Origin of the sequence: Actimicrobium sp. CCC2.4, from assembly GCF_034347385.1 — a bacterium.
Classification (GTDB): Bacteria; Pseudomonadota; Gammaproteobacteria; order Burkholderiales; family Burkholderiaceae_D; genus Actimicrobium.
In genome coordinates this window covers 1614231-1635046 of sequence record NZ_CP133777.1, presented here as the reverse complement: position 1 = coordinate 1635046, position 20816 = coordinate 1614231, and the positions used below count along the sequence as shown (strand labels likewise).

Below are 20816 nucleotides of genomic sequence, written 5' to 3'. Positions count from 1 at the left end.
AAAGACACCATGAATCCTGCAGTCGAAAACCTTTTTCTCGATGCGGCAAGTAGCCGTCATCTTGACTGGCTCGAATCCGAAGCCATCCACATCATGCGTGAAGTCGCTGCCGAATGCGCCAATCCGGCGCTGCTGTTTTCAGGTGGCAAAGACTCGGTGGTGATGCTGCGCCTGGCCGAGAAAGCCTTCCGTCCGGGTGCCTTTCCATTCCCGCTGGTACACATCGATACCGGTCACAATTTTGCTGAAGTGATCACCTTCCGCGACAAGCGCGTAGCGGAATTGGGCGAGCGCCTGATCGTCGGTTCGGTCGAAGATTCGATACAGCGCGGCACCGTGCGCCTGCGCAATCCAGCCACCGATTCGCGCAATGCCGCGCAAGCCGTAACGCTGCTCGAAACCATCGCCAAGTACAAGTTCGACGCCTGCATAGGCGGCGCCCGTCGCGATGAAGAAAAAGCCCGCGCCAAGGAGCGGATTTTTTCCTTCCGCGACGAATTCGGCCAATGGAATCCGAAAGCCCAGCGCCCGGAACTGTGGGACCTGTATAACACCCGCGTCCATGCCGGTGAAAACATGCGCGTGTTCCCGATTTCAAACTGGACCGAACTCGACGTCTGGCAATACATCGCCCGCGAAAAACTCGAACTGCCACCGATCTATTTTGCGCATGAGCGCGAAGTCATTCCGCGCAACGGCTTGCTGGTACCACTGACCGACCTGACCCCGCCGCTGCCCGGCGAAAAAGTCGAAACAATGATGGTGCGCTTCCGTACCGTCGGCGATATTTCGTGCACCTGCCCGGTCGCGTCGGACGCCGACACCGTCGACGCGATCATCGCTGAAACCGCAGTGACGCAAATCACCGAACGCGGCGCGACACGGATGGATGACCAGACCTCGGAAGCCTCGATGGAAAAACGTAAAAAAGAAGGATATTTCTGATGAATGCCGCAGTCGCTCCAGCCACTCCAACCACAAAACAAACCGCCGAACGCGGCCTGCTGCGCTTCATTACCGCCGGCTCGGTCGACGATGGCAAGAGCACGCTGATCGGCCGCCTGCTGTTCGACAGCAAGGGCATCTTTGCCGACCAGCTCGACGCGATGTCACGCGCCAAGCACAAGCGCACCGTTGGCGACACCATCGACCTGTCGCTGCTGACCGATGGCCTCGAAGCAGAACGCGAGCAAGGCATCACGATTGATGTGGCGTACCGTTATTTTGCGACACCGAAGCGCAAGTTCATCATCGCCGACACCCCGGGCCACGAGCAGTACACCCGCAACATGGTCACCGGTGCATCGACCGCCGACGCAGTGATCATCCTGATCGATGTCTCGAAAGTGAAGCTGGGTGACGACGGCAGCGTGGAATTGCTGATCCAGACCAAGCGCCATTCGACCATCGCTCATCTGCTGCGCATCGAGCATATCGTCGTCGCCGTCAACAAGATGGATCTGGTCAATTACGACCAGAAAGTCTATGACCGCATCGTCGCTGCCTACATGGAATTCGCTGCCACGCTGGGCCTGAAAGACATCAAGCCGATTCCGCTGTCGGCACTGGCCGGCGACAACGTCGTCACCCGTGGCGACAAGCTGTCGTGGTATCAGGGACCGACGCTGATCGACCTGCTCGAATCATTGAGCGTCTACGATGAATCGCACGACGAGCCATTGCGCTTTCCGGTGCAACTGGTGGCGCGTCATGCCGGTCATGAAGCCAACGATTTCCGTGGCTACATGGGCCGTATCGAAGCCGGCAAGGTCAGTGTCGGCGACAAGCTGACGGTGCAACCAGGCGGCCAGAGCGCAACCGTGAAAGACATCGTCACGCTCGACGGTTCACTGACGACCGCGGTAGTCGGCCAGTCGATCACACTGCTGCTCAACGAGCATGTCGACATCTCGCGCGGCGACATGATCGTCTCGGCTGATCGTCCGGCCACACTGCTCAAGAACGTCATTGCCGACGTCTGCTGGCTGTCCGAAGAACCGCTCGACATGCGGCGCAAGTACTGGCTCAAGCACACCACCCGCCAGGTCGCGGCCAAGGTCACCGGCGTCGATACGCTGCTCGATATCAATACCCAGGAAAAACGTCCTGCCACCGGCCTGACACTCAACGACATCGCCAGCATCAGCCTGACCGTCCAGCAACCGCTGGCCGCCGACGCCTATGACGACATCCGCGCCACGGGTGCCTTCATCCTGATCGATGAAGTCACGCATCAGACGGTGGCCGCCGGCATGATCCGTCTGGCCTGAAGCGGTGACGATCTACGGTAAGGTCTGGCTGGTCGGGGCCGGCCCGGGTGCGGCTGACCTGATCACGGTGCGCGGTGCGCGCTTGCTGGCCGAGGCCGAGGTCGTGCTGTATGACGCCCTCGTTACCGAAGACATGCTGGCGCTGTGTCCGCAAGCGGTGCTGATCGCGGTCGGCAAGCGCTGCGGCCTGCGCTCGATGGCCCAGCCGATAATCAACCAGCAAATCATCGACGCCGCCGCCAAATACCGTCGCGTGGTGCGCCTGAAAGGTGGCGACCCGATGCTGTTCGGTCGGGCCGATGAAGAATTGCGTGCCATTGAATCGCACGGCATTGAATGCGCGGTGGTGCCGGGTATCACCGCAGCGCTGGCAGCGGCGGCATCAAGCAAGCAACCGCTGACCCGACGCGGTATCGCCCGCAGCGTCGCGTTTTTCACGTCCAGCACCGCACCCGACATGCCCGATCAAACCACCCTGCCGGCCTGCGACACGCTGGTGCAGTACATGGGCGGGCGCGAAGCCGTGAAGACCGCACGCAACCTGCTGGCGCTGGGTCATCCACCCGACACCCCGGTGATCGTGGTGGAAAACTGCAGCCGCGCCGACGAGCATATCTACCGGCTGCCACTGAGCCAGCTCGAAGACGGCCTGGCCAAATGCAGCGGACCGGTGCTGATGATGATTGGTGCGGCGATGGCGGCGCGTGAGGTGTAGGGTGGGTATGCAGGTATCGTGTCCACGCAAATGCACCGCCGACCGACGGAGATAACCAGCATCACCGGGTCGCGCGCGTGGGCACATGATGCTGTGCCCACACTGCGGAATCCTTCGGGATGTGATGTGCATCAAAGCGTGTAGGGCGTTGCACAAGCCGCAGCTTCCATTCCGGTTTCCGTGTTGGTTGTTTTCACCGTCTCGGGTAAGGTGCCGGCAACCCGCCGGGCGATCGTCTTGATCCCCGCTTTCTGAAAGTTCTTCATGTTGATGCAATCCCTTCTTTTTATCGCGGGTCTCGTTGCGCTGGTCGTCGGTGCCGACTCCCTGGTACGCGGGGCATCGAAACTGGCGCTGTCGTTCGGGATATCGCCACTGGTGGTGGGCCTTACCATCGTCGCCTTCGGTACCAGCGCTCCCGAGATGGCCGTGTCGACCGGCGCGGTACTCAGCGGCCAGACCGCGATTGCCGTCGGCAACGTCGTGGGTAGCAATATCTTCAACGTGCTGTTCATTCTCGGCCTCAGCGCACTGGTGGCACCATTGGTCGTCCATAGCCAGCTGATCCGTCAGGAGGTTCCGATCATGATCGGTTCGGCCTTGCTGCTAGTGGCGCTCGGCCTGGATGGCACGCTCAGCCGGTGGGATGGTGCCCTGCTCCTGACGCTGGTGGTGGTCTATACCGTATTCCTGATAGTGCAATCGCGCCGCGCCTCATCGGCCGGGGCCAGTCAATTCGATAGCGAATTGAAGCCGGCCAGCGCGCATGCCTGGGATGCCAAATGGCCAGCCCAGACTGCCTTGATCCTGGCCGGTCTGGTGCTGCTCGTACTCGGTTCGGACTGGCTGGTCTCGGCTTCCGTGGTGTTCGCCAAGGCGCTCGGTGTCAGCGACCTCGTGATCGGTCTGACTATTGTCGCGGCAGGCACATCGATGCCCGAGTTGGCCACCTCGATCACCGCTGCGTTCAAGGGAGAGCGCGACATCGCCGTGGGCAACGTGGTCGGTAGTTGCACCTTCAACCTGCTGGGCTGCCTGGGATTGGCCAGCCTGGCGTCGGGTGCGTCCGGATTGCCGCTGGGGCCGTCGGTGATGTCATTTGATATCTGGGTCATGCTGGCGGCGCTACTGGCCTGTCTGCCGGTGTTCCTGAGTGGTCGCGAAATCGCACGCTGGGAAGGTGGCGTTTTCCTGGCGTACTACGTCGCGTATGTGGCCTACCTGATCCTGGCGTCACAGCAGCACGAAACGCTGACCGGCTTCTCGTCAGTCATGCTCGGTTTCGTGGTGCCGCTGACCATCATCACTCTTGTGGTGTCGCTCATCCGTGACAAGCCATCCATCCCGCAGGCATGAATGTGATCGTGCGGGGGATCGCGCACAAGCGCTGACGTTCCTGGAAAGCCCGGTTCGAAGGTTGGGTTGGGGTCGTCGGTAGCTTGGCCGTGGCGGAGCACAGACAGTTTTATCAACCGCTAGCGGTGCATCCGGTGCAATGCCCTGCGGTTATTGCACCCAACGACGCTAAGCCGCCCTGTAAATAGCACAGAGCTTGTTGCCGTCCGGGTCGCGCACATAAGCCAGATGCATGGGTCCCATCGCGCCTTCGCGCAGGCCTGGCGGATCTTCGGCAGCCTGGCCGCCATGCGCGAGCGCAGTAGCGTGAAATTGCTGCACCTGCTCCGGCGAAGTGCATGCAAAACCTATCGTGCCACCGTTCGCCGGGGTCGCTTGTTCGCCATTGATCGGCTCGCTGATGCAGAAGGTACTATTTTCGTGCCGGTAAAAAAGCCGGGTATGGCCAGTCGAGGCCACATTGCGAAACGGCGCACTGGCACCGAACGTTCCGAGTACCGCATCGTAAAACTTCTTTGACCGTTCGATGTCGTTGGTACCGACCATGATGTGACTGAACATAATGTCTCCTTGTGCCGGAGAGGCTCTCCGGTCTGCGCGGATGATCATAATACAAAGGAAGCCGCTCGCGCTGACCGGACAGCGCTCCCGGCAAGAGCAACAAATCGCCTACAATCCGAATGGATTTCAAACACATTTTAACGACCCCTCTTTCATGCCGAATATCGTCCCCTCCGGCTGGCGCGAGCTGGCCACCACCGGAGCTGCTGCCCGCGAGATCGCCACGCTGAGCCGCTTTGCCGAACATCTCGATACCGCCTATCTGATCTTTCACGGCGTGCACTGGACCAATGTCGAGGAGCGCTATTCGGTTTATGGCGAAATCGACTTCATCCTGGTCGCGCCGGATGGCCGCGTGCTGGTGATCGAACAGAAAGCCGGCTTCCTGACCGAAACCGATGACGGCCTGATCAAGCGCTATCCGGGCCGTTCCGAAAAAGTCCATCTCGCGCTGATCCGCACCATCGGCACCTTGCGCAACCGCTTCGCGCAGACCGGCGGCACGCTCGATATCGATTACCTGCTGTACTGCCCCGACTACCGCGTGCTGCAACCGTCACTGGCCGGACTTGATCCGGCCCGCATCGTCGATGCCGACAAGGCCGACGAGCTCATCGCCGTGATCCGGCAACTGCTGCCGCTGACCGAACCGACCGCGCAACGCACCGCCGTGAGCCGCTTCTTCAACGACACCCTGCGCCTGATCCCGGATGCCAGCGCGATGGTCGGCCGTGCCGGCGCGCTGGTCACACGACTGGCCGACGGACTGGCCACCTGGGCGCGCCACATCGAATTCACGCCGTTCCGGCTGCGCGTAATCGGCACCGCCGGCAGCGGCAAGACCCAACTCGCGGTGGCCGAATTCCGCGCGGCGCTGGCGGCCGGGCTGCAACCGCTGTATGTCTGCTACAACCGGCCGCTGGCCGACCACATGCGCGACCTGCTCGGGCCGCATGGCCGGGTCGCTAATTTCCACATGCTGTGCGATGCGTATGGCCGCGAAAACGGCTCGGCACCCGACTACAGCAATCCCGGCACCTGGCAAAACATGGAGACCGTGTTCGACCACGGCACGGTGCCACCGCACTGGCAACATGACGTGGTGATCATCGACGAAGGACAGGATTTTTCGGAAGGCTGGCGCGACGCGGTGCTGCGACTGGTGCGGGTGCCCGGCCGCGTGCTGTGGCTGGAAGACCCGATGCAAAACCTGTACGGCCGCGCGCCGGTGGCGCTGCCCGACTGGGTCACGCTGCGCGTCAATACCAATTACCGCAATCCGCGCGAGATCGTCGACCTGCTGGGGGCGATCACCGGCGGTGACGCACCGGCGTTGGCCGCCAGCCCGTTTGTCAGCGCAGGACTGGTGCAATTGCGCTATGCCGACGGCGACAACGACAGCTTGCTGGAAGCGACCAAAGAAGCCATCACGCATTGTCTGGCGGCCGGTTTTGCGCGCAACGACATCGTGCTGCTGTCGTTCAAGGGACGCGAAAAATCCGCGCTGCTCAAGCTCGATCAACTCGGCCAGCACGCGCTGCATTCGTTCACCGGCGGCTACGACCTGCTCGGCAATCCGATGTTTCGCAAGGGCGGGCTGCTGGCCGAATCGGTGTACCGGTTCAAGGGTCAGTCAGCACCGGCGGTGATTTTTACCGAGCTCGATTTCAAGGAGCTCGATGAGCGCACCGTGCGCAAGCTGTTTGTCGGGATGACCCGGGCCAGCCTGAAACTGGTACTGGTGTGCAGCGATCCGGCAGCAAAAATTCTGGAAAAATTTTCGCCGTCATGAGGCGCGCTGCGGCCATCAGTTCCGGTGGCCGTTGTCCGGACGACGATCGTTGCGGTTCCTCACGCCGTCGCCATCCCGGTCACGGTCGTGGCGGTTTTTACGACCATCGTGGTCGCGGTCACGTCCGCCGTGGCCACGTCCGTGATGTTCGGCACGCGGGCCACCGCCCTGATGCCAGCCACCCCGGTTGAGGCGCCAGCGCTGGCCATCACGCTGCCATTGCGGCTGCGAATACAGATAGCCGGGACGCGAACGTTCCCAGTGACCGCCCGCCCAGATATGACTGCGGCCATTCCAGTTCCAGTAGCCAGGCGCCCAATCGTAGCCGCGACGCGGTCCCGGCCGGACTTCATAGCGCAGTGGTGGTGGCGCATTGCCGATAATGATATTGACGCCCACCTGTGCCGAGGCGGTGCCGGGCAGGAGCGCCGCGGTGCTGAGAATCAGTGCTGCAGCGGCAAAAAGAATGCGCTTTACAGTCGTTGTCATGATGGTCTCCATGCAAAATAGTGAATTCACGATATCGCGTCAAATTAAATTGCACGCAATTCAGATAAAGGCTTACACATCAGGCAAACCGGACCGGCTGAAGGTAAAATGCGGCTCTCCTTTCAATGGCGTCGCCCATGCTTTCCACCTTGCCTGATGTACCCGCCGCGCTGCTGCCCGACAGCGCCATCGATGCCGCCACGGCGCATTTGCGCGATGTGCTGGATCTGGCTATCGAATACATGCCGCAGCATGCCGCCGTGGTGGTGTCGGATGCCGGCTGCCCGCTGGCGCAGGCGCTGACAGCGGCCTACCGGCGCTGCCTGCCGGGTGCCACCTTCATTGATTTCGACACGGTCGCACCGGAGCAAATCCAGGCGCTGTTTGCGACGCTGTCGGCCGGCGATCTGGTAGTGCTGGTGCAGTCGACTAATTTCCGGCTCGATGCCTACCGGATCCGCGTCGAGCTGTTCAAGCGCGGCCTGAAGGTCATCGAGCATCCGCATCTGGCGCGCATGCCGGGCGAGCAATCGCTGCATTACATCGCCGCCCTTGCCTACGATCAGGCCTATTACCGCGGTACCGGCATGGCCCTCAAGGAGCGCATCGATCGCGCCGGCTCGGCCGTGCTCGATAGCGGCGGCGAACTGCTGGTCTTCGGCGGTGCGCTGGAATCAGCCAAGATCAACATTGGCGATTACCGCAGCATGACCAATGTCGGCGGGCAGTTCCCGATCGGTGAAGTGTTCACCGAAGCGCGCGACCTCGAGACCGTCAATGGCCGGGTACGCATTTTTGTGTTCGGCGATACCGCGTTCTCGGTCAACCAGCCGGCGCAGCCGATCACGCTGGTCATCCGCAAGGGCCGCGTCATCGAGGCCATCGACAGCACGCCCGAATTCGACCAGGTGCTGGCCAACATCCGCGCCGACGAAGGCGAAGTCTGGCTGCGCGAACTGGGCTTCGGCATGAACCGCGCGTTCAGCAAGGATTGCACGGTCAGCGATATCGGCACCTTCGAACGCATGTGCGGCATTCACCTGTCGCTCGGGGCCAAGCATGGGATCTATCCGAAAGCCGGCTTCAAGCGCGGCGTGGTGCGCCATCACGTCGATGTCTTTGCCGTCACGCAGTCAGTCCGGCTGGACGACGAGGAAGTCTACCGGGACGGTGCCTGGGTCGTGCAGGCGCAAAATTGATAACGTCAATGAATGCCTCTTCAGGCACTGCTACGGACACCCCGCCGTCGACTTGCGTGCCTCGCTCAACAAATACACGCGTTGGCAGCGGTGCCGGGAGCGCATCACCGACTTCGGCACCGTAGCGATACGGTAGACTGCGCGCACTAACCATCCCGCATCGCACCCACAAGGACTCCGCATGATCAAGGCCTCGAGCAGTTTCTCCGCACTGAACTCCAGCTGGCGCTATCGCGGACCGGCGATTTTTCTGCACTGGCTGCTGGCGCTGCTGCTGACGGGCATGGTGGCACTGGGCTGGTACATGGTGGATATCGAAAGTACACCAGGCAGCGGCTGGTACTTCGACCTGCATAAATCCACCGGCCTGATCGTCGCTGCGCTGGTCGCACTGCGCCTGTTGTGGCGTGCCACACATGCGCCGCAGCCACTGCCGGCGCATCTGCCGCAATGGCAGATGAAGTTCGCCAGACTGACCCACTGGCTGCTCTATACGTGCATGGTCGTGATGCCGGCAACCGGCTTCATCGGGGCATCACTGAGCAACGATGGCGTGGCGTTTTTCGGCCTTGCGCTGCCGCAGTGGGCGACGCCTGACCATGATCTGTCCGAACAGTTTTTTGGTATCCATTCGATCGCTGCCTGGGTACTGGTCGGCCTGGTGGCACTGCATGCACTGGCCGGGCTCAAGCATTTGCTGGTCGACAAGGATGGTGTGTTTCAGCGCATGTGGTGGTAGCTGCCAATCTGTTGCGCTAGCTCGCCACCGACCAGCCGGTTTGTTCTCGTACAGCCGTACTGCAGCACAGCCAATCACCAGCCCGATTGCCAGCCCGCGTCAACCCGGGATCTACTACGCAGAGCGCCTGCCAGGCGCATCCGTAGTCTGATCCCCGGGAGACTCCATGCCGTATTTTTCTTGCCGTACCTTCCTCTACCTTGCCCTGTTGCTGACCGGCTGCGGCGGCAGCAGTGACAGCGGCCAGGCCGCGCCACTGACCCGCACCAGCGCGATTCGCGCCGTGGCCGGCGCGCCGCCCTGCCCGGCTGCGCCGAACACGCTGCGCAATATCACCTCGGTCCAGGGCAGCGGTCGCCTGAGTCCGCGCACCGGCCAATTGGTCACGCTGCGCGGCGTCGTCACCGGCGACTTCCAGGAGACCCGCCAGCTGCACGGATTTTTTCTGCAGCAAGTCGAACCGGACGGTAACGCCGCCACCTCGGAAGGCATCTTTGTCTACTTGCCGTCCGGCGCAAAACGGGTCGCGCGCGGCCAGTACGTGCAGGTCAGCGGCACCATCGAAGAATACAAAAGCAGCAGTGCCGATCCGGACCGGCTGACCCGCATCAGCAGCGTCAGCACGATCTCGGTCTGTGGTACCGGCCCGCAGATCACGCCCCATATCCTGCAATTACCAGTGGCCGGCGACAAGCAATTCGAAGCACTCGAAGGCATGCTGGTGCAACTGCCGCAAACCCTGACCGTGACCGACAACCACGACCTCGGTCGCCATGGCGAACTGCTGCTGTCGGCCAACGGCCGTCTGTGGCAACCGAACAATGATCCGGCCGGACGCGACGCGGCCACCGTCGTCGCAGCCAATGCGCGCTCGCAAATTCTGCTCGACGACGGTGCCAACGTGGTCTCGCCGGTGCCGGTGCCATACCTGTCGGCCAACGACAGCAGCGGCACGCGCCGCAGCGGCGATACCGTCAGCGGACTGCAAGGCATCCTGAGCTGGAGCACCAGCGGCTGGCGCATCGTGCCAACCGCGCCGGTGGTCTTCACGCCGGCCAATCCGCGTCCGCCGGCACCGGCTGCGGTCGGCGGGACGCTGCGGGTCGCCAGCATGAACGTGCTTAATTACTTCACTACACTCGGTGCGCGCGGTGCCGATAGCGCCCTCGAACGTACCCGCCAGCGCGACAAGCTGGTCGCCGCGATTGCCGGCCTCGATGCCGATGTGCTCGGCCTGATGGAAATCGAAAACAACCCGGCCGCGCTCGCGGACCTGGTCGGTGCGGTCAACGCCCGGCTCGGTGGCAACACATATGCCGCCATCGATAGTGGCGTGCCGGGCAGCGATGTGATCAAGGTCGCGCTGATCTACAAGCCGGCCCGCGTGGTCACGCTCGGCCCGCGCGAACTGCCGCCGACGCGCGGCTTCCTGGTCGACGGTGGTGTACGTCCGCCGCTGGCGCAGCGCTTTGCCGCGCGCGACAACAATGGCAGTTTCTGGATGGTGGTCAGTCATCTCAAGAGCAAGAGCAGCTGTCCGTCCGATACGCGCAGCGTCGAGCGCGATCGCGGCCAGGGTTGCTGGAATGCGGCGCGTACCCGTCAGGCCGGCGCTCTGCTGCAGTGGGTCGATACGCTGGTGGCCCGCTCCGGCGATGGCGATGTGCTGATGCTGGGCGACTTCAATGCGTATCTGGACGAAGATCCTATCCGGGTGATCGAAGCCGCCGGCCATGCCGACCTGCTGCGCCGCCTGCCGCCGGCCGAGCGTTATTCGTACGTGTTTGCCGGTATGGCCGGGGCGCTCGACCATGGTTTTGCGAGCCGCACGCTGGCACCGCACGTCAGTGGCGTGACGATCTGGCATGCCAATGCCGACGAACCCGCAGTGCTCGACTACAACACCGAATCGAAACCCGATGATCGCTATGCCGCCACGCCATGGCGCGCCTCCGACCATGATCCGGTGCTGGTCGGGCTGACGCTGCCGGCGCGCCGCTGACACCACCGGCTTTAACCTCAGCACCGGCAACAGCTGGTTTTAACGGGTTTATTTTGTCGATATCCGTTGCCGGCAGGCGTCCGGTGCAATAATCGACCGTCGAAAAAAAGCTTCAGCGTTCCACGTCAGCCACCTGGTTTGAGGTACTCACCGTGATCAAGCGCACTTCTGTTTTTCTGGCCCTGCTGGTCTCCGTCGTGCTGACACTGACGACGCTGACCGTGATCAGCATCAGTGTGATGTCGATACTGCGGGCCTATGTCGGTGCCGAAAGCCTGTGGTCGAAGGCCCAGAAAGAAGCGATCCATCAGCTCAGCCGCTACGCCGGCAGTGGCAACGAGAGCGATTACCGGCAATTCCTGGCCCTCCTTGAAGTGCCCGCCGGCGACCGCCGCGCCCGCCTCGAAATGAACAAACCCGCTCCGGATCCGGCCATCGCCCGCCAGGGCTTTATGGATGGCGGCGTCGACCCGCACGACATCGACGGCATGATCCGGCTGTATCGCTACTTCAAGTGGCAACCCGATATCGCCCGCGCGATCGGCTACTGGGAACAGGCCGACATCCACATGACCGAATTGCGTTTGATCGGCACGACGCTGCACGAGGATTTCGCCAGCGGCCGGGCACGCCAGTCCCCGGCCGCGGTACTGGCAGAAATTAACCGGATCAATGACCTCCTGACACCGCTAGAAGCCGGTTTTTCGCGCGCACTGGGTGACGCGTCGCGCCTGAGCCGCAACCTGCTGATCGTCGCATTCAGCAGTATTGCCTTGCTGCTCATCGCCGCCAGCATTGTTCTGATGCGGCTCGTTGCCCGCCGCAGCGAGCAACTGGAATCGCAGCTACGCCACAGCGAAGAACGCCTGTCGCTGGGATTCACCGGCAGCAGCGCCGGCCTGTGGGACTGGGATATCCGCGCCGACACGGTCTATTACTCGCCCTGGATCAGCCAGTTGCTGGGCTATCACGACGACGTGCTTAACGACGTTCCTTCCGCCTTCATGGAGCTGATGCATCCCGATGACCGTCCCGGCTGCCGGGCCGCTGCCGCCCTGCATTTCCGTAGTTCGACCCCCTATGACATCGAGTTCCGTCTGAAGACCGGCGATGGCCACTATCTGTGGTGCCGTTCGCGCGCGCAAGTGGTCCGCGACGAACAGGGCACACCGGTGCGCATGGTCGGCACCCTCACTGATATCAGCGACCTCAAGGCCGCCGAAGCGCGCGCATTCAGCGAAAAAGAGCTGGCCCAGGTCGCACTGGCCGCGATCGCCGACGCCGTCATCACCACCGATACCGACGGCAATATCACGTACTGCAACCGGGTCGCCGAAGACTTGCTGGGCGAACCGGCCGCCGCGTTGCGCAACCGGGCGCTGGCAGTGGCCTGCTGCATCGTCAGCGAGACCAGCGGCCTCCAGATCAGTGATCTGGTCGGCCCGGCCATACGCGGCCTGGCTACACCCGTGTCCGCCGATACGCTGCTGCTGCACAAGCAGGACGAAAGCATCATTCCGATCGACCATTCGGTTGCGCCCATCCATAATTTTGCCGGCACCATCATCGGTGCTGTCGTCGTGCTGCACGATGTCAGCGACGAACGCCGCCATGCCGCTGAACTGAAGCATCAGGCCAACCACGACGCTCTGACCGGCGTGCTCAACCGGCGCGCCTTCGAAGCCCGGCTCAATGCGCTGATCAGCGACACGTCGTCGCAGCGGCAGTACGCCGTGCTCTACCTTGACCTCGACCAGTTCAAGATCGTCAATGACACCTGCGGACATGCCGCCGGGGACGAACTGATCTGCCAGATCAGCATGATCCTGCAACAAAGTATCCGCGAGGGCGACCTGCTGGCCCGGCTTGGTGGCGACGAATTCGGCATCGTGCTGCTGGACTGTGGCGATAGCGATGCGATCCGGATTGCCGGGCAATTGCGCGAAAGCGCGGCCGACATCCGCTTCATCTGGGCCGGCCAGCGATTTACTGTCGGCGTCAGTGTCGGCATGGTGGCGCTCACGCGCGGCAGCAGCACGCTCAAGGAAGTGATGAAAGCCGCCGATGCCGCCTGCTACATGGCCAAGGAAAAAGGCCGCAACCGGGTGCATGTCTACCGTGCTGACGATATCGAACTGACGGTACGCCACCATGAAATGACCTGGGTGGCACGCATCCGTAATGCGCTGGAACGCGACCGCTTCTGCCTGTATGCCCAGCCCATCGTGTCGCTGCAAACCACGGCAAGCGGCCCTGACATGCCTTACGCCCATGTCGAAATCCTGTTGCGATTGCTCGACGAGGACGACCGCCTGATCGCACCCATGGCCTTCATTCCTGCCGCCGAACGTTACGGGCTGATGCCGCAGATCGACCGCTGGGTCATTCGTCATACTTTCCGGATGCTGGCGCTACCCGGCATCGGCATCACGACTTGCGCCATCAATCTGTCGGGCGGATCTATCGACGACGAACATTTTTTTGCGTATCTGCTGGAACAGCAGCGCCTGCATCACGTGCCGTGGTCGATGCTGTGCTTCGAGATCACCGAGACAGCCGCGATTGCGAACCTGGCCAAGGCTGCCGCACTCATTACGCGCTTGCGCGAGCTCGGCTGCCGCTTCGCGCTCGATGACTTCGGCGCCGGGATGTCGTCGTTCAGCTACCTCAAACACTTGCCGGTCGACTATCTGAAAATCGACGGCAGCTTCGTCAAGGACATGCTCACTGATCCTATCGACCAGGCCATGGTCGAGGCCATCAACAACATCGGCCACGTGATGGGCAAACAGACCATCGCCGAATTTGTCGAAAACGACGCGACACGCGCGTGTCTGCGCACGATGGGCGTCAATTACGCCCAGGGCTATGGCATCGGCAGGCCCGAACCCGCCGCACTGACCTGCATGCGGCATCCATCCACCTCTGCCAGCGCAGTGACAGCAACAGGGAACCAAGTTGTGACCAGGGCAAACCTATAGTTAGACTTCACTCCGGAGAGACTGCCATGATGATCCAGTCAACACCCCCTCGCATCATCACCTTGCTCCTGACCCAGCTGGGTCTGGAACAACCGCTGTCAAGCACGCCCTCGGGCCTGTCCTGCACGCTAACGGTCGGCAATATCGATATCGAACTGACCGAATCCGCCACACAATGCCTGACCCTGCAATGTTATCCGGGCGCGCTGACGGAACCCACAAACGCCACGCTGTCAACGCTGCTGGCCGAAAATCAATATCAAGAAGATTTGCCCGTCATCAACGTCGGCCTGGTGCCGGAAGCGCCGGCCAACGTGCTGATCTGGTCACGCATGGCTGGCGGTGAAGCCACCGCCGACGCGCTTGGTTACTGGTTTGCCTGCTTTAATGAGCGGGCCCAGGCACTGCACGGCTGGCTTGACGCCGGTGCGCCGGCGCTGATGATGGCCAGTGGCGAGACAGAGCGGCCTGCGCTCTGTCTGCATTAACCGCCTGCTAGCCCATGCTGACAATGCAATAGCGCGTAATCGCATCAAGCACATCCGCATTTTCGCCGGCAGCAGCGGCCACGCGGATATGTACTTGCGGATAGGTGGTGCGCAACTCATCGACGATCAATGGCAAGTCGCGCAGCAAATGGCTGCCCTGCCCCAGAAACACCGGCACGATCGTGATGTCGCAGCGACCATCGGCCACCAGCGCGGCCAAGGTCTCGGGCAACTGCGGCGTCATCAGTTCAAGGAATGCAAGACGTACCGCCACCTCCGGCAACTGCGCGCCGGCCATCTGCTGCAGACGTTCGAACGGTGCAGCCCACCCCGCTGCGCGGGCACCGTGGGCAAACAGAATTAACGCTTTTTGGGTCATGGTTTCGGTCGATGCTGAGTAAAAAGTTAATGTCGTTCGACCCACCACAACGCGACTACCGCGCCGGCCAGAAACAGCAGGCTGGGAGCGATCGCCGTGGCCAGCGGTGGCCAGGTGTTGAGCAAGCCGACGTGAGAAAACAGGCTGTTGATCAATTTAAAGCTGACACCGATCATGATGCCCATAAAAATCTTCAGGCTGACGCCGCCACTGCGTGCATGCAAATAGGCGAACGGCAAGGCCAGCGCCATCATCACGAAAACCGCAAACGGATAGATGATTTTTTTCCAGAAGGCGATGTCGTAGCGCTCGGTCACTTGCCGGTTTTCGGCGAGGTGGCGGGTATAGGTCGCAAGGTCAAACGCCGACATCCGGTCCGGGTCGGCGAACGTCACCGACAGGATATCGGGCGTGATGTCAGACATCAGCTCGCGGGTCGGTGCCGTGGTGGTCGCAATACCCGAGGTGGCGTCCGGCAGCACCGCCAGATTGAACACGGTCAGTGCAAAACGGGTCGTCGCGACATCACTGAGCAGCCAGCGCCGGTCCCCCTGAAAATCCGCCGTGCTCGCGGTCACCATCGATGTCAGGCGCAGTTCGCTATCGAACTCGTAGAGCTTGACGTCCTTGAGCCGGCCGTTCGGCAACAGCTCGCCGACATTGACAAACCGCGAACCGATCATCGCGCCGCTGTCATCGCGGATCTGGTCCTTGGTCCACAAACCGGATCGAAATTCCTTGGAAGAGGTCCCTTGCGCCTGCTGCTTGAGACGCTCGGCGCGCTCGGCCGTCAGCGGCGAAATCACCTCGCCGAACAGGAAGGTGATCAGCACGAATATCAGTCCGATCTTCGCCAGCATGAAGCCGGCCTGCCTGGTCGATAGTCCGGATACACGCATGATGGTGAACTCGGAATTCGATGCCATTTGCGCCAGCACGTAAATCGATCCGATCAGGGCCGCGATCGGCATGAGTTCGTAGGTGTAACCGGGCAAGCCGAGCGCGATGTAGAAAAATGCGTGCTGTATCTGGTAGCCGCCGCGACCGACCGCCGGCAATTCATTAATGAGGTCGAAGAAGGCGAACAGCGCCAGAAAGGCGAGCAGCACAAACAGCACCGCACGCAGGATTTCCTTGCCAAAGTACTTTTGCAGAACGGTCATGGTGCACTCCGCTTGGCCAGGCCCCTGCGCCGGGCTTTCGCGAGCCAGAACAACGGGTGATAAGTGCTATTCATTTTCAGACGCCAGGAAAACAGCAGCGCAATGACCATCATGGCCAGCACATGCACCGGCCACCACGCCAGCCAGATAGACAGCCGGTTCTGCGCCACCGCCGCCTGCATCAGGCTGATCATGTTGCTGTAAAAAACGAACAGCAACAGCGCAATGATGAGGTTGGCAGAACGACCGCCGCGCGGATTGACAAAGCCCAGCGGAATTGCCAGCAGCATCAAAAACAAGCACATCAGTGGCAGCGACAGGCGCCATAACAACTCGCCCTGATTAAAGCCGTCCGGATTGGCCAGCAAGGCCATCGTGCTCATCGAACGCGACGACAGGTCGGCCATCAGGCCCGGCACCGCGCTGGAAATCAGCACGCCATAGCGTTCAAATTCCATCAACTGAAAATCGCGCTCATCGAGCGTGCCTTCGTAGCGCCGGCCGTTCGATAGCACCAGAAATTTATCGCCATTGGCATCGACTTCGGTGCGGCCTTCTTTCGAGACGACGATGCTGTTCTTGCCATCACGGACCGTATTGACGAACACGTTACGTACGTTCATCGCGTCTCCGGTGACGCCTTCGACAAAGAACACGCGGTTCGACGAGGCCGATTCCTGGAATTTACCGGGGGCGACCTTGGCGATATCGGCGCGTTTTTCAAAGCGCTCGCGGAATTCGGAACTGGAGCGATTGGCCCACGGCGTCGCATAAAAACTCAGCAGCGCAATGACCAGCACCACCGGCAGGCCGCAGCTCAGCACGGTTGGAATCCAGCGTGTCAGGCTCAGGCCGGAGGCGAACCAGACCACCATTTCGGAATCCTGATAACTGCGGGTTACTACCAGCAGCACCGAGATGAATGTGGTCAAGATCAGGATCACCGGCATGTAGTTCAGGGCCGCGAAACCGATCAGCGCCAGGACATCTTCGGACGCGACTTTGCCACCCGCGGCCTGGCCCAGGATTTTGATCAGCATCACAGTGATGGTGATCGTAAAAAGAGTGGTGAAGACCGCGCCGGCTGTGCTGATCAATTCGCGTCGGAGCGCGCGCTGGAAAATCATGTGGGGCTATAATCGCTTACGCAAAATGGGAGAAAACCGATGGACTTTAGCATAAAAACTTTTGACGCCAAGACCACGCTGGTCAACATCAAGGCCGGTTGTATCGCAGTGGGTATCTTCGAAGGCAAGCAATTATCCAGCGCCGCCAAGGCACTCGACAGCAGTGGCGAAATCGCCGCTGCCGTCAAGTCCGGCGACATCACCGGCAAAGCCGGCAGCACGCTGCTACTGCGCAGTGTCACCGGGGTTCAGGCAGAGCGCGTCCTGCTGGTCGGTCTGGGCAAAGCCACGCCGCTGTCACAAAAAGATTTTGGTAGTGCAGTGCGCGCCGTCGCCGGCGTCTTCGCCGGCATCGGTGCCAGCGATGCCGTGATCGCCCTGCCACTCGATGACGTCAAGGACAGCAGCACCGCCTGGGCCATCAACTGCGCGGTCGTTGCCATCGAAAGCAACGCCTATCGTTTCGATGAAATGAAAAGCAAGAAAGAGCCGCAGCCCGACAACGTCAAGAAAGTCATTTTTGCCGTCACCGCCGACGATGCCGACGCCGCCAAGGCCAGCATCAGCAGCAGTGTCGCACTGGCCCATGGCATGAACCTGACCAAGGACCTCGGTAACCTGCCACCGAATATCTGCACCCCGACCTACCTCTCCGAAATCGCACGCAAGATGGCCAAGGAATTCAAGCTGGGCATCGAAGTGCTGGACCGCAAGCAGCTCGAAGCACTGAAGATGGGCAGCTTCCTGTCGGTCACCAACGGCAGCGTCGAACCGCCAAAATTCATCGTCCTCAAGCACATGGGCGGCAAGGCAAAAGACGCGCCGGTGGTCCTGGTCGGCAAGGGCATCACATTTGATTCCGGTGGTATCTCGCTCAAGCCGGGTGCCGGCATGGATGAAATGAAGTACGACATGTGTGGTGCCGCCACCGTGCTCGGCACCTTCCGCGCGATCGCTGAACTCAAGCTCAAGCTCAACGTCATCGGCGTCATCGCCACCTGCGAGAACATGCCATCGGGTAGCGCCACACGTCCGGGCGACATCGTCACCTCGATGTCGGGCCAGACCATTGAAGTGCTCAATACCGATGCCGAAGGCCGGCTGGTACTGTGCGATGCACTGACCTATGTCGAACGCTTCAAGCCCGCTGCCGTGGTCGATATCGCGACCCTGACCGGCGCCTGCGTGGTGGCCCTCGGCAACCACAACACCGGCCTGTTCACCCGTCACGACGAAGCCCATGACAGCCTGGCCGACGAGCTGCTGGAAGCCGGCAAGACCGCCGGCGACACCGCCTGGCGCATGCCGATCGAAGAAGCCTACAACGAACAGTTGAAGTCCAACTTCGCCGACATGGCCAACATCGGTACGCCGGGCGGTGGCAGCATCACCGCCGCTGCCTTCCTCGAGCGCTTCACGAAGCAATACACGTGGGCCCACCTCGACATCGCCGGCACCGCCTGGAAAAGCGGTGCCGCCAAAGGCGCAACCGGCCGGCCGGTGCCCTTGCTGACGACCTTCCTGCAAAATCGGGTCACCGCCGCAAAGTAATCCAGACCGGCTCATCACGGCGTTCGCAGGCATCCACCCATGCACTGCGAACGCCGTTTTCAATTCAGGAATCCCCGTCATGAAATCACGTTCTTATTTGCTGTCGGCGCTGCTGTCACTCGCCTTCGCCGCCAGCGTTCCCGCTGTCCATGCCCAGACTCCGGCCGCCCCTGAAACAGTACGTGCCATCGTCGGCAAGCCCTTGCAGGAAGCGCAGGCCATGATCCAGGCCAAGCAGTTCGATGAGGCCTTCGCCAAACTTGACAGCATCGATGCCCTGCCCGACCGCACACCCTTTGAAATCTATTCGGTCGACCGCACCCGCGGCGCGGCAGCGGCGGCGTCCGGCAATGCCGAGCTGACCGGCATCGTCTTCGCCCGCATCATTGACAGCGGTCGCCTGCCGGCCGACGAGCAACTCAAACTGATCGAAGGCGTGACCGGTAGTTTTTACAATGCCAAGAACTATCCGAAGACCATTGTCTGGGCCCAGCGCTACCAGAAGCAAGGCGGCACCAGCGAGGCCGTCGGCACGATGTTGGTGCAATCGCAATACCTGATCAATGACCATGCCGGTGTGGTCAGCAGCCTCACAAGCCGTCTGCAAGCCGACGACAAAGCCGGTCAGCCGATGCCGGAAATCCAGCTGCAGATGCTGGCCGACAGCGCCCGCAAAACCAGTGACGATGCGCTGTACGTGGCCACGCTGGAGCGCCTGCTGAAGACCTATCCGAAGCCGTCCTACTGGACCGACCTGATCAACCGCGTGCCGCGCCAGGCCGGCTTTTCGGATCGCTACACGCTCGACGTGCTGCGCCTGCAGCGCGCCACCGGCACGCTGGCCAACGCGCTGGATTACGCCGATCTGGCCGAACTGGCGCTGCAAGCCAACCTGCCGGCCGAAGCGCTGGCGGTACTCGACGAAGGCTACGCTGCCAACCTGCTCGGCACCGGTCCGCAGACCGCGCGCCACACCAGACTGCGCACGCAGGCACGCAGCCAGGCCGCCGCCGACCAGAAAGTACTGGCCGGTAGCGAAAGCGCTGCACGACAAGCCGCTGCCGGTACCGCACTGGTCAACCTCGGCACCAACTATCTCGGCCAGAAACAGTATCCGCGCGCCATTGCCCTGCTCGACCAGGGCATTGCCAAGGGCGGCTTGAAACGCCCCGACGAAGCCACGCTGCATCTGGGCATCGCGCTGCAGCAGTCGGGCGACAAAGCCAGGGCGGCGACTGTCCTGAAGACGCTGCAGGCAAGGGATGGCAGCGCCGAGCTGGCGCGGTTGTGGACGTACGTGCAGTAAGCTGAAAAAACGGGGTGCGTCGGGATGACGCACGCCTGGCTGGATCAATGATGTGATCCGGCGCAAAACTCCTTGATAGAAGTGAATAAAAGTCGATATAGTCGACGACAAACGGCATACACAAAAGTCGCATCGTCGTATGAAATCATTCCGATGGAGCTCCGAAAAAAACGCCGCTTTACAAATGGACAGAGGAATCTCCTTCGAAAATGTCGTTATCGCGATCGAATCGGAGGGGCTGCTTGACATGTTGATTCATCCAAACCAAACCAAATACCCGGGACAGAAGATCTTTGTCGTTGCCTGGGACAGCTATGTTTATCTGGTGCCGTTTGTCGAAGAAGACGCCTTCATTTTTCTAAAAACAATCATCCCAAGTCGCAAGGCAACCCGCGACTATCTTGCACAAGGAGCGTCACCATGAAGCCGATAGACGATGACGAACGCACTATCCTGAGCGCCTATGAAAAAGGCAAGCTGGCATCGATCGCCACGAAAACCGAACTCGCCAGGTTCAAGGCCGTTGCACGAGCGACCGGCATCAAGGACCGGCGCGTCAATATCCGGCTCTCGTCCGGTGACCTCAATAGCATTCAGGCCAAGGCACTTGAACAAGGCATTCCTTACCAGACGCTGATTGCCAGCGTATTGCACAAGTACCTTACCGGCAGACTCGCCGAAAAGCCCTGATCGCCCCG

The 20816-nt window shown here is 61.3% G+C and carries 20 protein-coding genes; 14 read left to right on the top strand and 6 right to left on the bottom strand.

Annotated elements, in window-relative coordinates; translation table 11 throughout:
- The first annotated feature begins 9 nt into the window (after nt 1-9).
- Genes cysD through cobA form a run of 3 tightly spaced genes read left to right on the top strand, consistent with a single transcriptional unit; the run spans nt 10 to nt 2985 of the window.
- Complete coding sequence (cysD, locus tag RHM62_RS07580; RefSeq protein ID WP_322124913.1) at nt 10-945, top strand: sulfate adenylyltransferase subunit CysD; 936 nt, start codon at nt 10-12, stop codon at nt 943-945.
- The gene (locus RHM62_RS07575; RefSeq protein ID WP_322124912.1) at nt 945-2270 is read left to right on the top strand and encodes a sulfate adenylyltransferase subunit 1; all 1326 of its coding nucleotides are present in this window, start codon (nt 945-947) and stop codon (nt 2268-2270) included. The genes cysD and RHM62_RS07575 overlap by 1 nt, the downstream gene beginning before the upstream one ends.
- 4 nt (nt 2271-2274) lie before the next feature.
- The gene (cobA, locus tag RHM62_RS07570; protein WP_322124911.1) at nt 2275-2985 is read left to right on the top strand and encodes a uroporphyrinogen-III C-methyltransferase; all 711 of its coding nucleotides are present in this window, start codon (nt 2275-2277) and stop codon (nt 2983-2985) included.
- Between the two features lie 131 nt (nt 2986-3116).
- Here the strand turns inward: cobA and RHM62_RS07565 are convergent, their stop codons facing one another.
- On the bottom strand, nt 3117-3251 hold the full coding sequence (locus tag RHM62_RS07565; protein WP_322124910.1) for a hypothetical protein: 135 nt from the start codon (nt 3249-3251) through the stop codon (nt 3117-3119).
- Between RHM62_RS07565 and RHM62_RS07560 the strand changes: the two genes are divergently transcribed.
- Nucleotides 3250-4341, top strand: coding sequence for a calcium/sodium antiporter (locus RHM62_RS07560; protein WP_322124909.1), 1092 nt, complete (start codon nt 3250-3252; stop codon nt 4339-4341). The two genes, RHM62_RS07565 and RHM62_RS07560, sit on opposite strands and share 2 nt — an antisense overlap.
- Nucleotides 4342-4509: 168 nt before the next feature.
- Here the strand turns inward: RHM62_RS07560 and RHM62_RS07555 are convergent, their stop codons facing one another.
- Nucleotides 4510-4902, bottom strand: a complete 393-nt coding sequence (locus RHM62_RS07555) for a VOC family protein (protein WP_322124908.1) — start codon at nt 4900-4902, stop codon at nt 4510-4512.
- A 154-nt stretch (nt 4903-5056) separates the two neighbouring features.
- Here RHM62_RS07555 and RHM62_RS07550 point away from each other — a divergent pair, with 154 nt between their 5' ends.
- The gene (locus tag RHM62_RS07550) at nt 5057-6694 is read left to right on the top strand and encodes an ATP-binding domain-containing protein (RefSeq protein ID WP_322124907.1); all 1638 of its coding nucleotides are present in this window, start codon (nt 5057-5059) and stop codon (nt 6692-6694) included.
- A gap of 15 nt (nt 6695-6709) precedes the next feature.
- Here the strand turns inward: RHM62_RS07550 and RHM62_RS07545 are convergent, their stop codons facing one another.
- Nucleotides 6710-7183: a hypothetical protein gene (locus tag RHM62_RS07545; protein WP_322124906.1), complete on the bottom strand. Its 474-nt coding sequence runs from the start codon at nt 7181-7183 to the stop codon at nt 6710-6712.
- Between the two features lie 137 nt (nt 7184-7320).
- On the opposite strand from RHM62_RS07545, the gene RHM62_RS07540 reads away from it, so the two are divergent.
- From RHM62_RS07540 to RHM62_RS07520, 5 genes are all read left to right on the top strand, one after another.
- Nucleotides 7321-8382, top strand: a complete 1062-nt coding sequence (locus RHM62_RS07540; RefSeq protein WP_322124905.1) for a hypothetical protein — start codon at nt 7321-7323, stop codon at nt 8380-8382.
- A gap of 181 nt (nt 8383-8563) precedes the next feature.
- Nucleotides 8564-9121: a cytochrome b gene (locus RHM62_RS07535; protein WP_322124904.1), complete on the top strand. Its 558-nt coding sequence runs from the start codon at nt 8564-8566 to the stop codon at nt 9119-9121.
- 166 nt (nt 9122-9287) lie between these two features.
- Nucleotides 9288-11123 (top strand): ExeM/NucH family extracellular endonuclease, encoded by a 1836-nt coding sequence (locus tag RHM62_RS07530; protein ID WP_322124903.1) that lies wholly within the window; start codon nt 9288-9290, stop codon nt 11121-11123.
- Between the two features lie 152 nt (nt 11124-11275).
- Nucleotides 11276-14104, top strand: a complete 2829-nt coding sequence (locus RHM62_RS07525; protein ID WP_322124902.1) for an EAL domain-containing protein — start codon at nt 11276-11278, stop codon at nt 14102-14104.
- Between the two features lie 26 nt (nt 14105-14130).
- Nucleotides 14131-14592 carry a hypothetical protein gene (locus RHM62_RS07520; RefSeq protein WP_322124901.1) on the top strand — a complete coding sequence of 154 codons (462 nt, stop codon included), beginning with the start codon at nt 14131-14133 and terminating at the stop codon, nt 14590-14592.
- Between the two features lie 7 nt (nt 14593-14599).
- Here the strand turns inward: RHM62_RS07520 and RHM62_RS07515 are convergent, their stop codons facing one another.
- Genes RHM62_RS07515 through lptF form a run of 3 tightly spaced genes read right to left on the bottom strand, consistent with a single transcriptional unit; the run spans nt 14600 to nt 17261 of the window.
- Complete coding sequence (locus tag RHM62_RS07515; RefSeq protein WP_322124900.1) at nt 14600-14971, bottom strand: CbiX/SirB N-terminal domain-containing protein; 372 nt, start codon at nt 14969-14971, stop codon at nt 14600-14602.
- A 26-nt stretch (nt 14972-14997) separates the two neighbouring features.
- On the bottom strand, nt 14998-16134 hold the full coding sequence (gene lptG / locus RHM62_RS07510; protein ID WP_322124899.1) for an LPS export ABC transporter permease LptG: 1137 nt from the start codon (nt 16132-16134) through the stop codon (nt 14998-15000).
- Nucleotides 16131-17261, bottom strand: a complete 1131-nt coding sequence (gene lptF, locus RHM62_RS07505) for an LPS export ABC transporter permease LptF (protein ID WP_322124898.1) — start codon at nt 17259-17261, stop codon at nt 16131-16133. The genes lptG and lptF overlap by 4 nt, the downstream gene beginning before the upstream one ends.
- Before the next feature lie 39 nt (nt 17262-17300).
- Between lptF and RHM62_RS07500 the strand changes: the two genes are divergently transcribed.
- The 4 genes from RHM62_RS07500 to RHM62_RS07485 all read left to right on the top strand — a co-directional run bounded on the left by RHM62_RS07500 (nt 17301) and on the right by RHM62_RS07485 (nt 20808).
- Nucleotides 17301-18812 (top strand): leucyl aminopeptidase, encoded by a 1512-nt coding sequence (locus tag RHM62_RS07500; RefSeq protein WP_322124897.1) that lies wholly within the window; start codon nt 17301-17303, stop codon nt 18810-18812.
- 79 nt (nt 18813-18891) lie between these two features.
- The gene (locus RHM62_RS07495) at nt 18892-20118 is read left to right on the top strand and encodes a hypothetical protein (protein WP_322124896.1); all 1227 of its coding nucleotides are present in this window, start codon (nt 18892-18894) and stop codon (nt 20116-20118) included.
- Between the two features lie 139 nt (nt 20119-20257).
- Nucleotides 20258-20542 carry a hypothetical protein gene (locus RHM62_RS07490; protein ID WP_322124895.1) on the top strand — a complete coding sequence of 95 codons (285 nt, stop codon included), beginning with the start codon at nt 20258-20260 and terminating at the stop codon, nt 20540-20542.
- Nucleotides 20539-20808, top strand: coding sequence for a hypothetical protein (locus RHM62_RS07485; RefSeq protein ID WP_322124894.1), 270 nt, complete (start codon nt 20539-20541; stop codon nt 20806-20808). Before RHM62_RS07490 ends, RHM62_RS07485 begins: the two co-directional genes overlap by 4 nt.
- Nucleotides 20809-20816: the final 8 nt, after the last annotated feature.

What these genes read in the sequence shown, in the direction of transcription:
- RHM62_RS07545 (WP_322124906.1), bottom strand. Translation starts at nt 7,183, where the DNA reads ATGACAACGACTGTAAAGCGCATTCTTTTTGCCGCTGCAGCACTGATT.
- RHM62_RS07555 (WP_322124908.1), bottom strand. Translation starts at nt 4,902, where the DNA reads ATGTTCAGTCACATCATGGTCGGTACCAACGACATCGAACGGTCAAAG.
- RHM62_RS07530 (WP_322124903.1), top strand. Translation starts at nt 9,288, where the DNA reads ATGCCGTATTTTTCTTGCCGTACCTTCCTCTACCTTGCCCTGTTGCTG.
- lptG (WP_322124899.1), bottom strand. Translation starts at nt 16,134, where the DNA reads ATGACCGTTCTGCAAAAGTACTTTGGCAAGGAAATCCTGCGTGCGGTG.
- RHM62_RS07540 (WP_322124905.1), top strand. Translation starts at nt 7,321, where the DNA reads ATGCTTTCCACCTTGCCTGATGTACCCGCCGCGCTGCTGCCCGACAGC.
- RHM62_RS07565 (WP_322124910.1), bottom strand. Translation starts at nt 3,251, where the DNA reads ATGAAGAACTTTCAGAAAGCGGGGATCAAGACGATCGCCCGGCGGGTT.
- RHM62_RS07490 (WP_322124895.1), top strand. Translation starts at nt 20,258, where the DNA reads ATGAAATCATTCCGATGGAGCTCCGAAAAAAACGCCGCTTTACAAATG.
- cysD (WP_322124913.1), top strand. Translation starts at nt 10, where the DNA reads ATGAATCCTGCAGTCGAAAACCTTTTTCTCGATGCGGCAAGTAGCCGT.
- RHM62_RS07535 (WP_322124904.1), top strand. Translation starts at nt 8,564, where the DNA reads ATGATCAAGGCCTCGAGCAGTTTCTCCGCACTGAACTCCAGCTGGCGC.
- RHM62_RS07560 (WP_322124909.1), top strand. Translation starts at nt 3,250, where the DNA reads ATGTTGATGCAATCCCTTCTTTTTATCGCGGGTCTCGTTGCGCTGGTC.
- RHM62_RS07485 (WP_322124894.1), top strand. Translation starts at nt 20,539, where the DNA reads ATGAAGCCGATAGACGATGACGAACGCACTATCCTGAGCGCCTATGAA.
- lptF (WP_322124898.1), bottom strand. Translation starts at nt 17,261, where the DNA reads ATGATTTTCCAGCGCGCGCTCCGACGCGAATTGATCAGCACAGCCGGC.
- RHM62_RS07500 (WP_322124897.1), top strand. Translation starts at nt 17,301, where the DNA reads ATGGACTTTAGCATAAAAACTTTTGACGCCAAGACCACGCTGGTCAAC.
- RHM62_RS07520 (WP_322124901.1), top strand. Translation starts at nt 14,131, where the DNA reads ATGATGATCCAGTCAACACCCCCTCGCATCATCACCTTGCTCCTGACC.
- RHM62_RS07515 (WP_322124900.1), bottom strand. Translation starts at nt 14,971, where the DNA reads ATGACCCAAAAAGCGTTAATTCTGTTTGCCCACGGTGCCCGCGCAGCG.
- RHM62_RS07575 (WP_322124912.1), top strand. Translation starts at nt 945, where the DNA reads ATGAATGCCGCAGTCGCTCCAGCCACTCCAACCACAAAACAAACCGCC.
- RHM62_RS07550 (WP_322124907.1), top strand. Translation starts at nt 5,057, where the DNA reads ATGCCGAATATCGTCCCCTCCGGCTGGCGCGAGCTGGCCACCACCGGA.
- RHM62_RS07495 (WP_322124896.1), top strand. Translation starts at nt 18,892, where the DNA reads ATGAAATCACGTTCTTATTTGCTGTCGGCGCTGCTGTCACTCGCCTTC.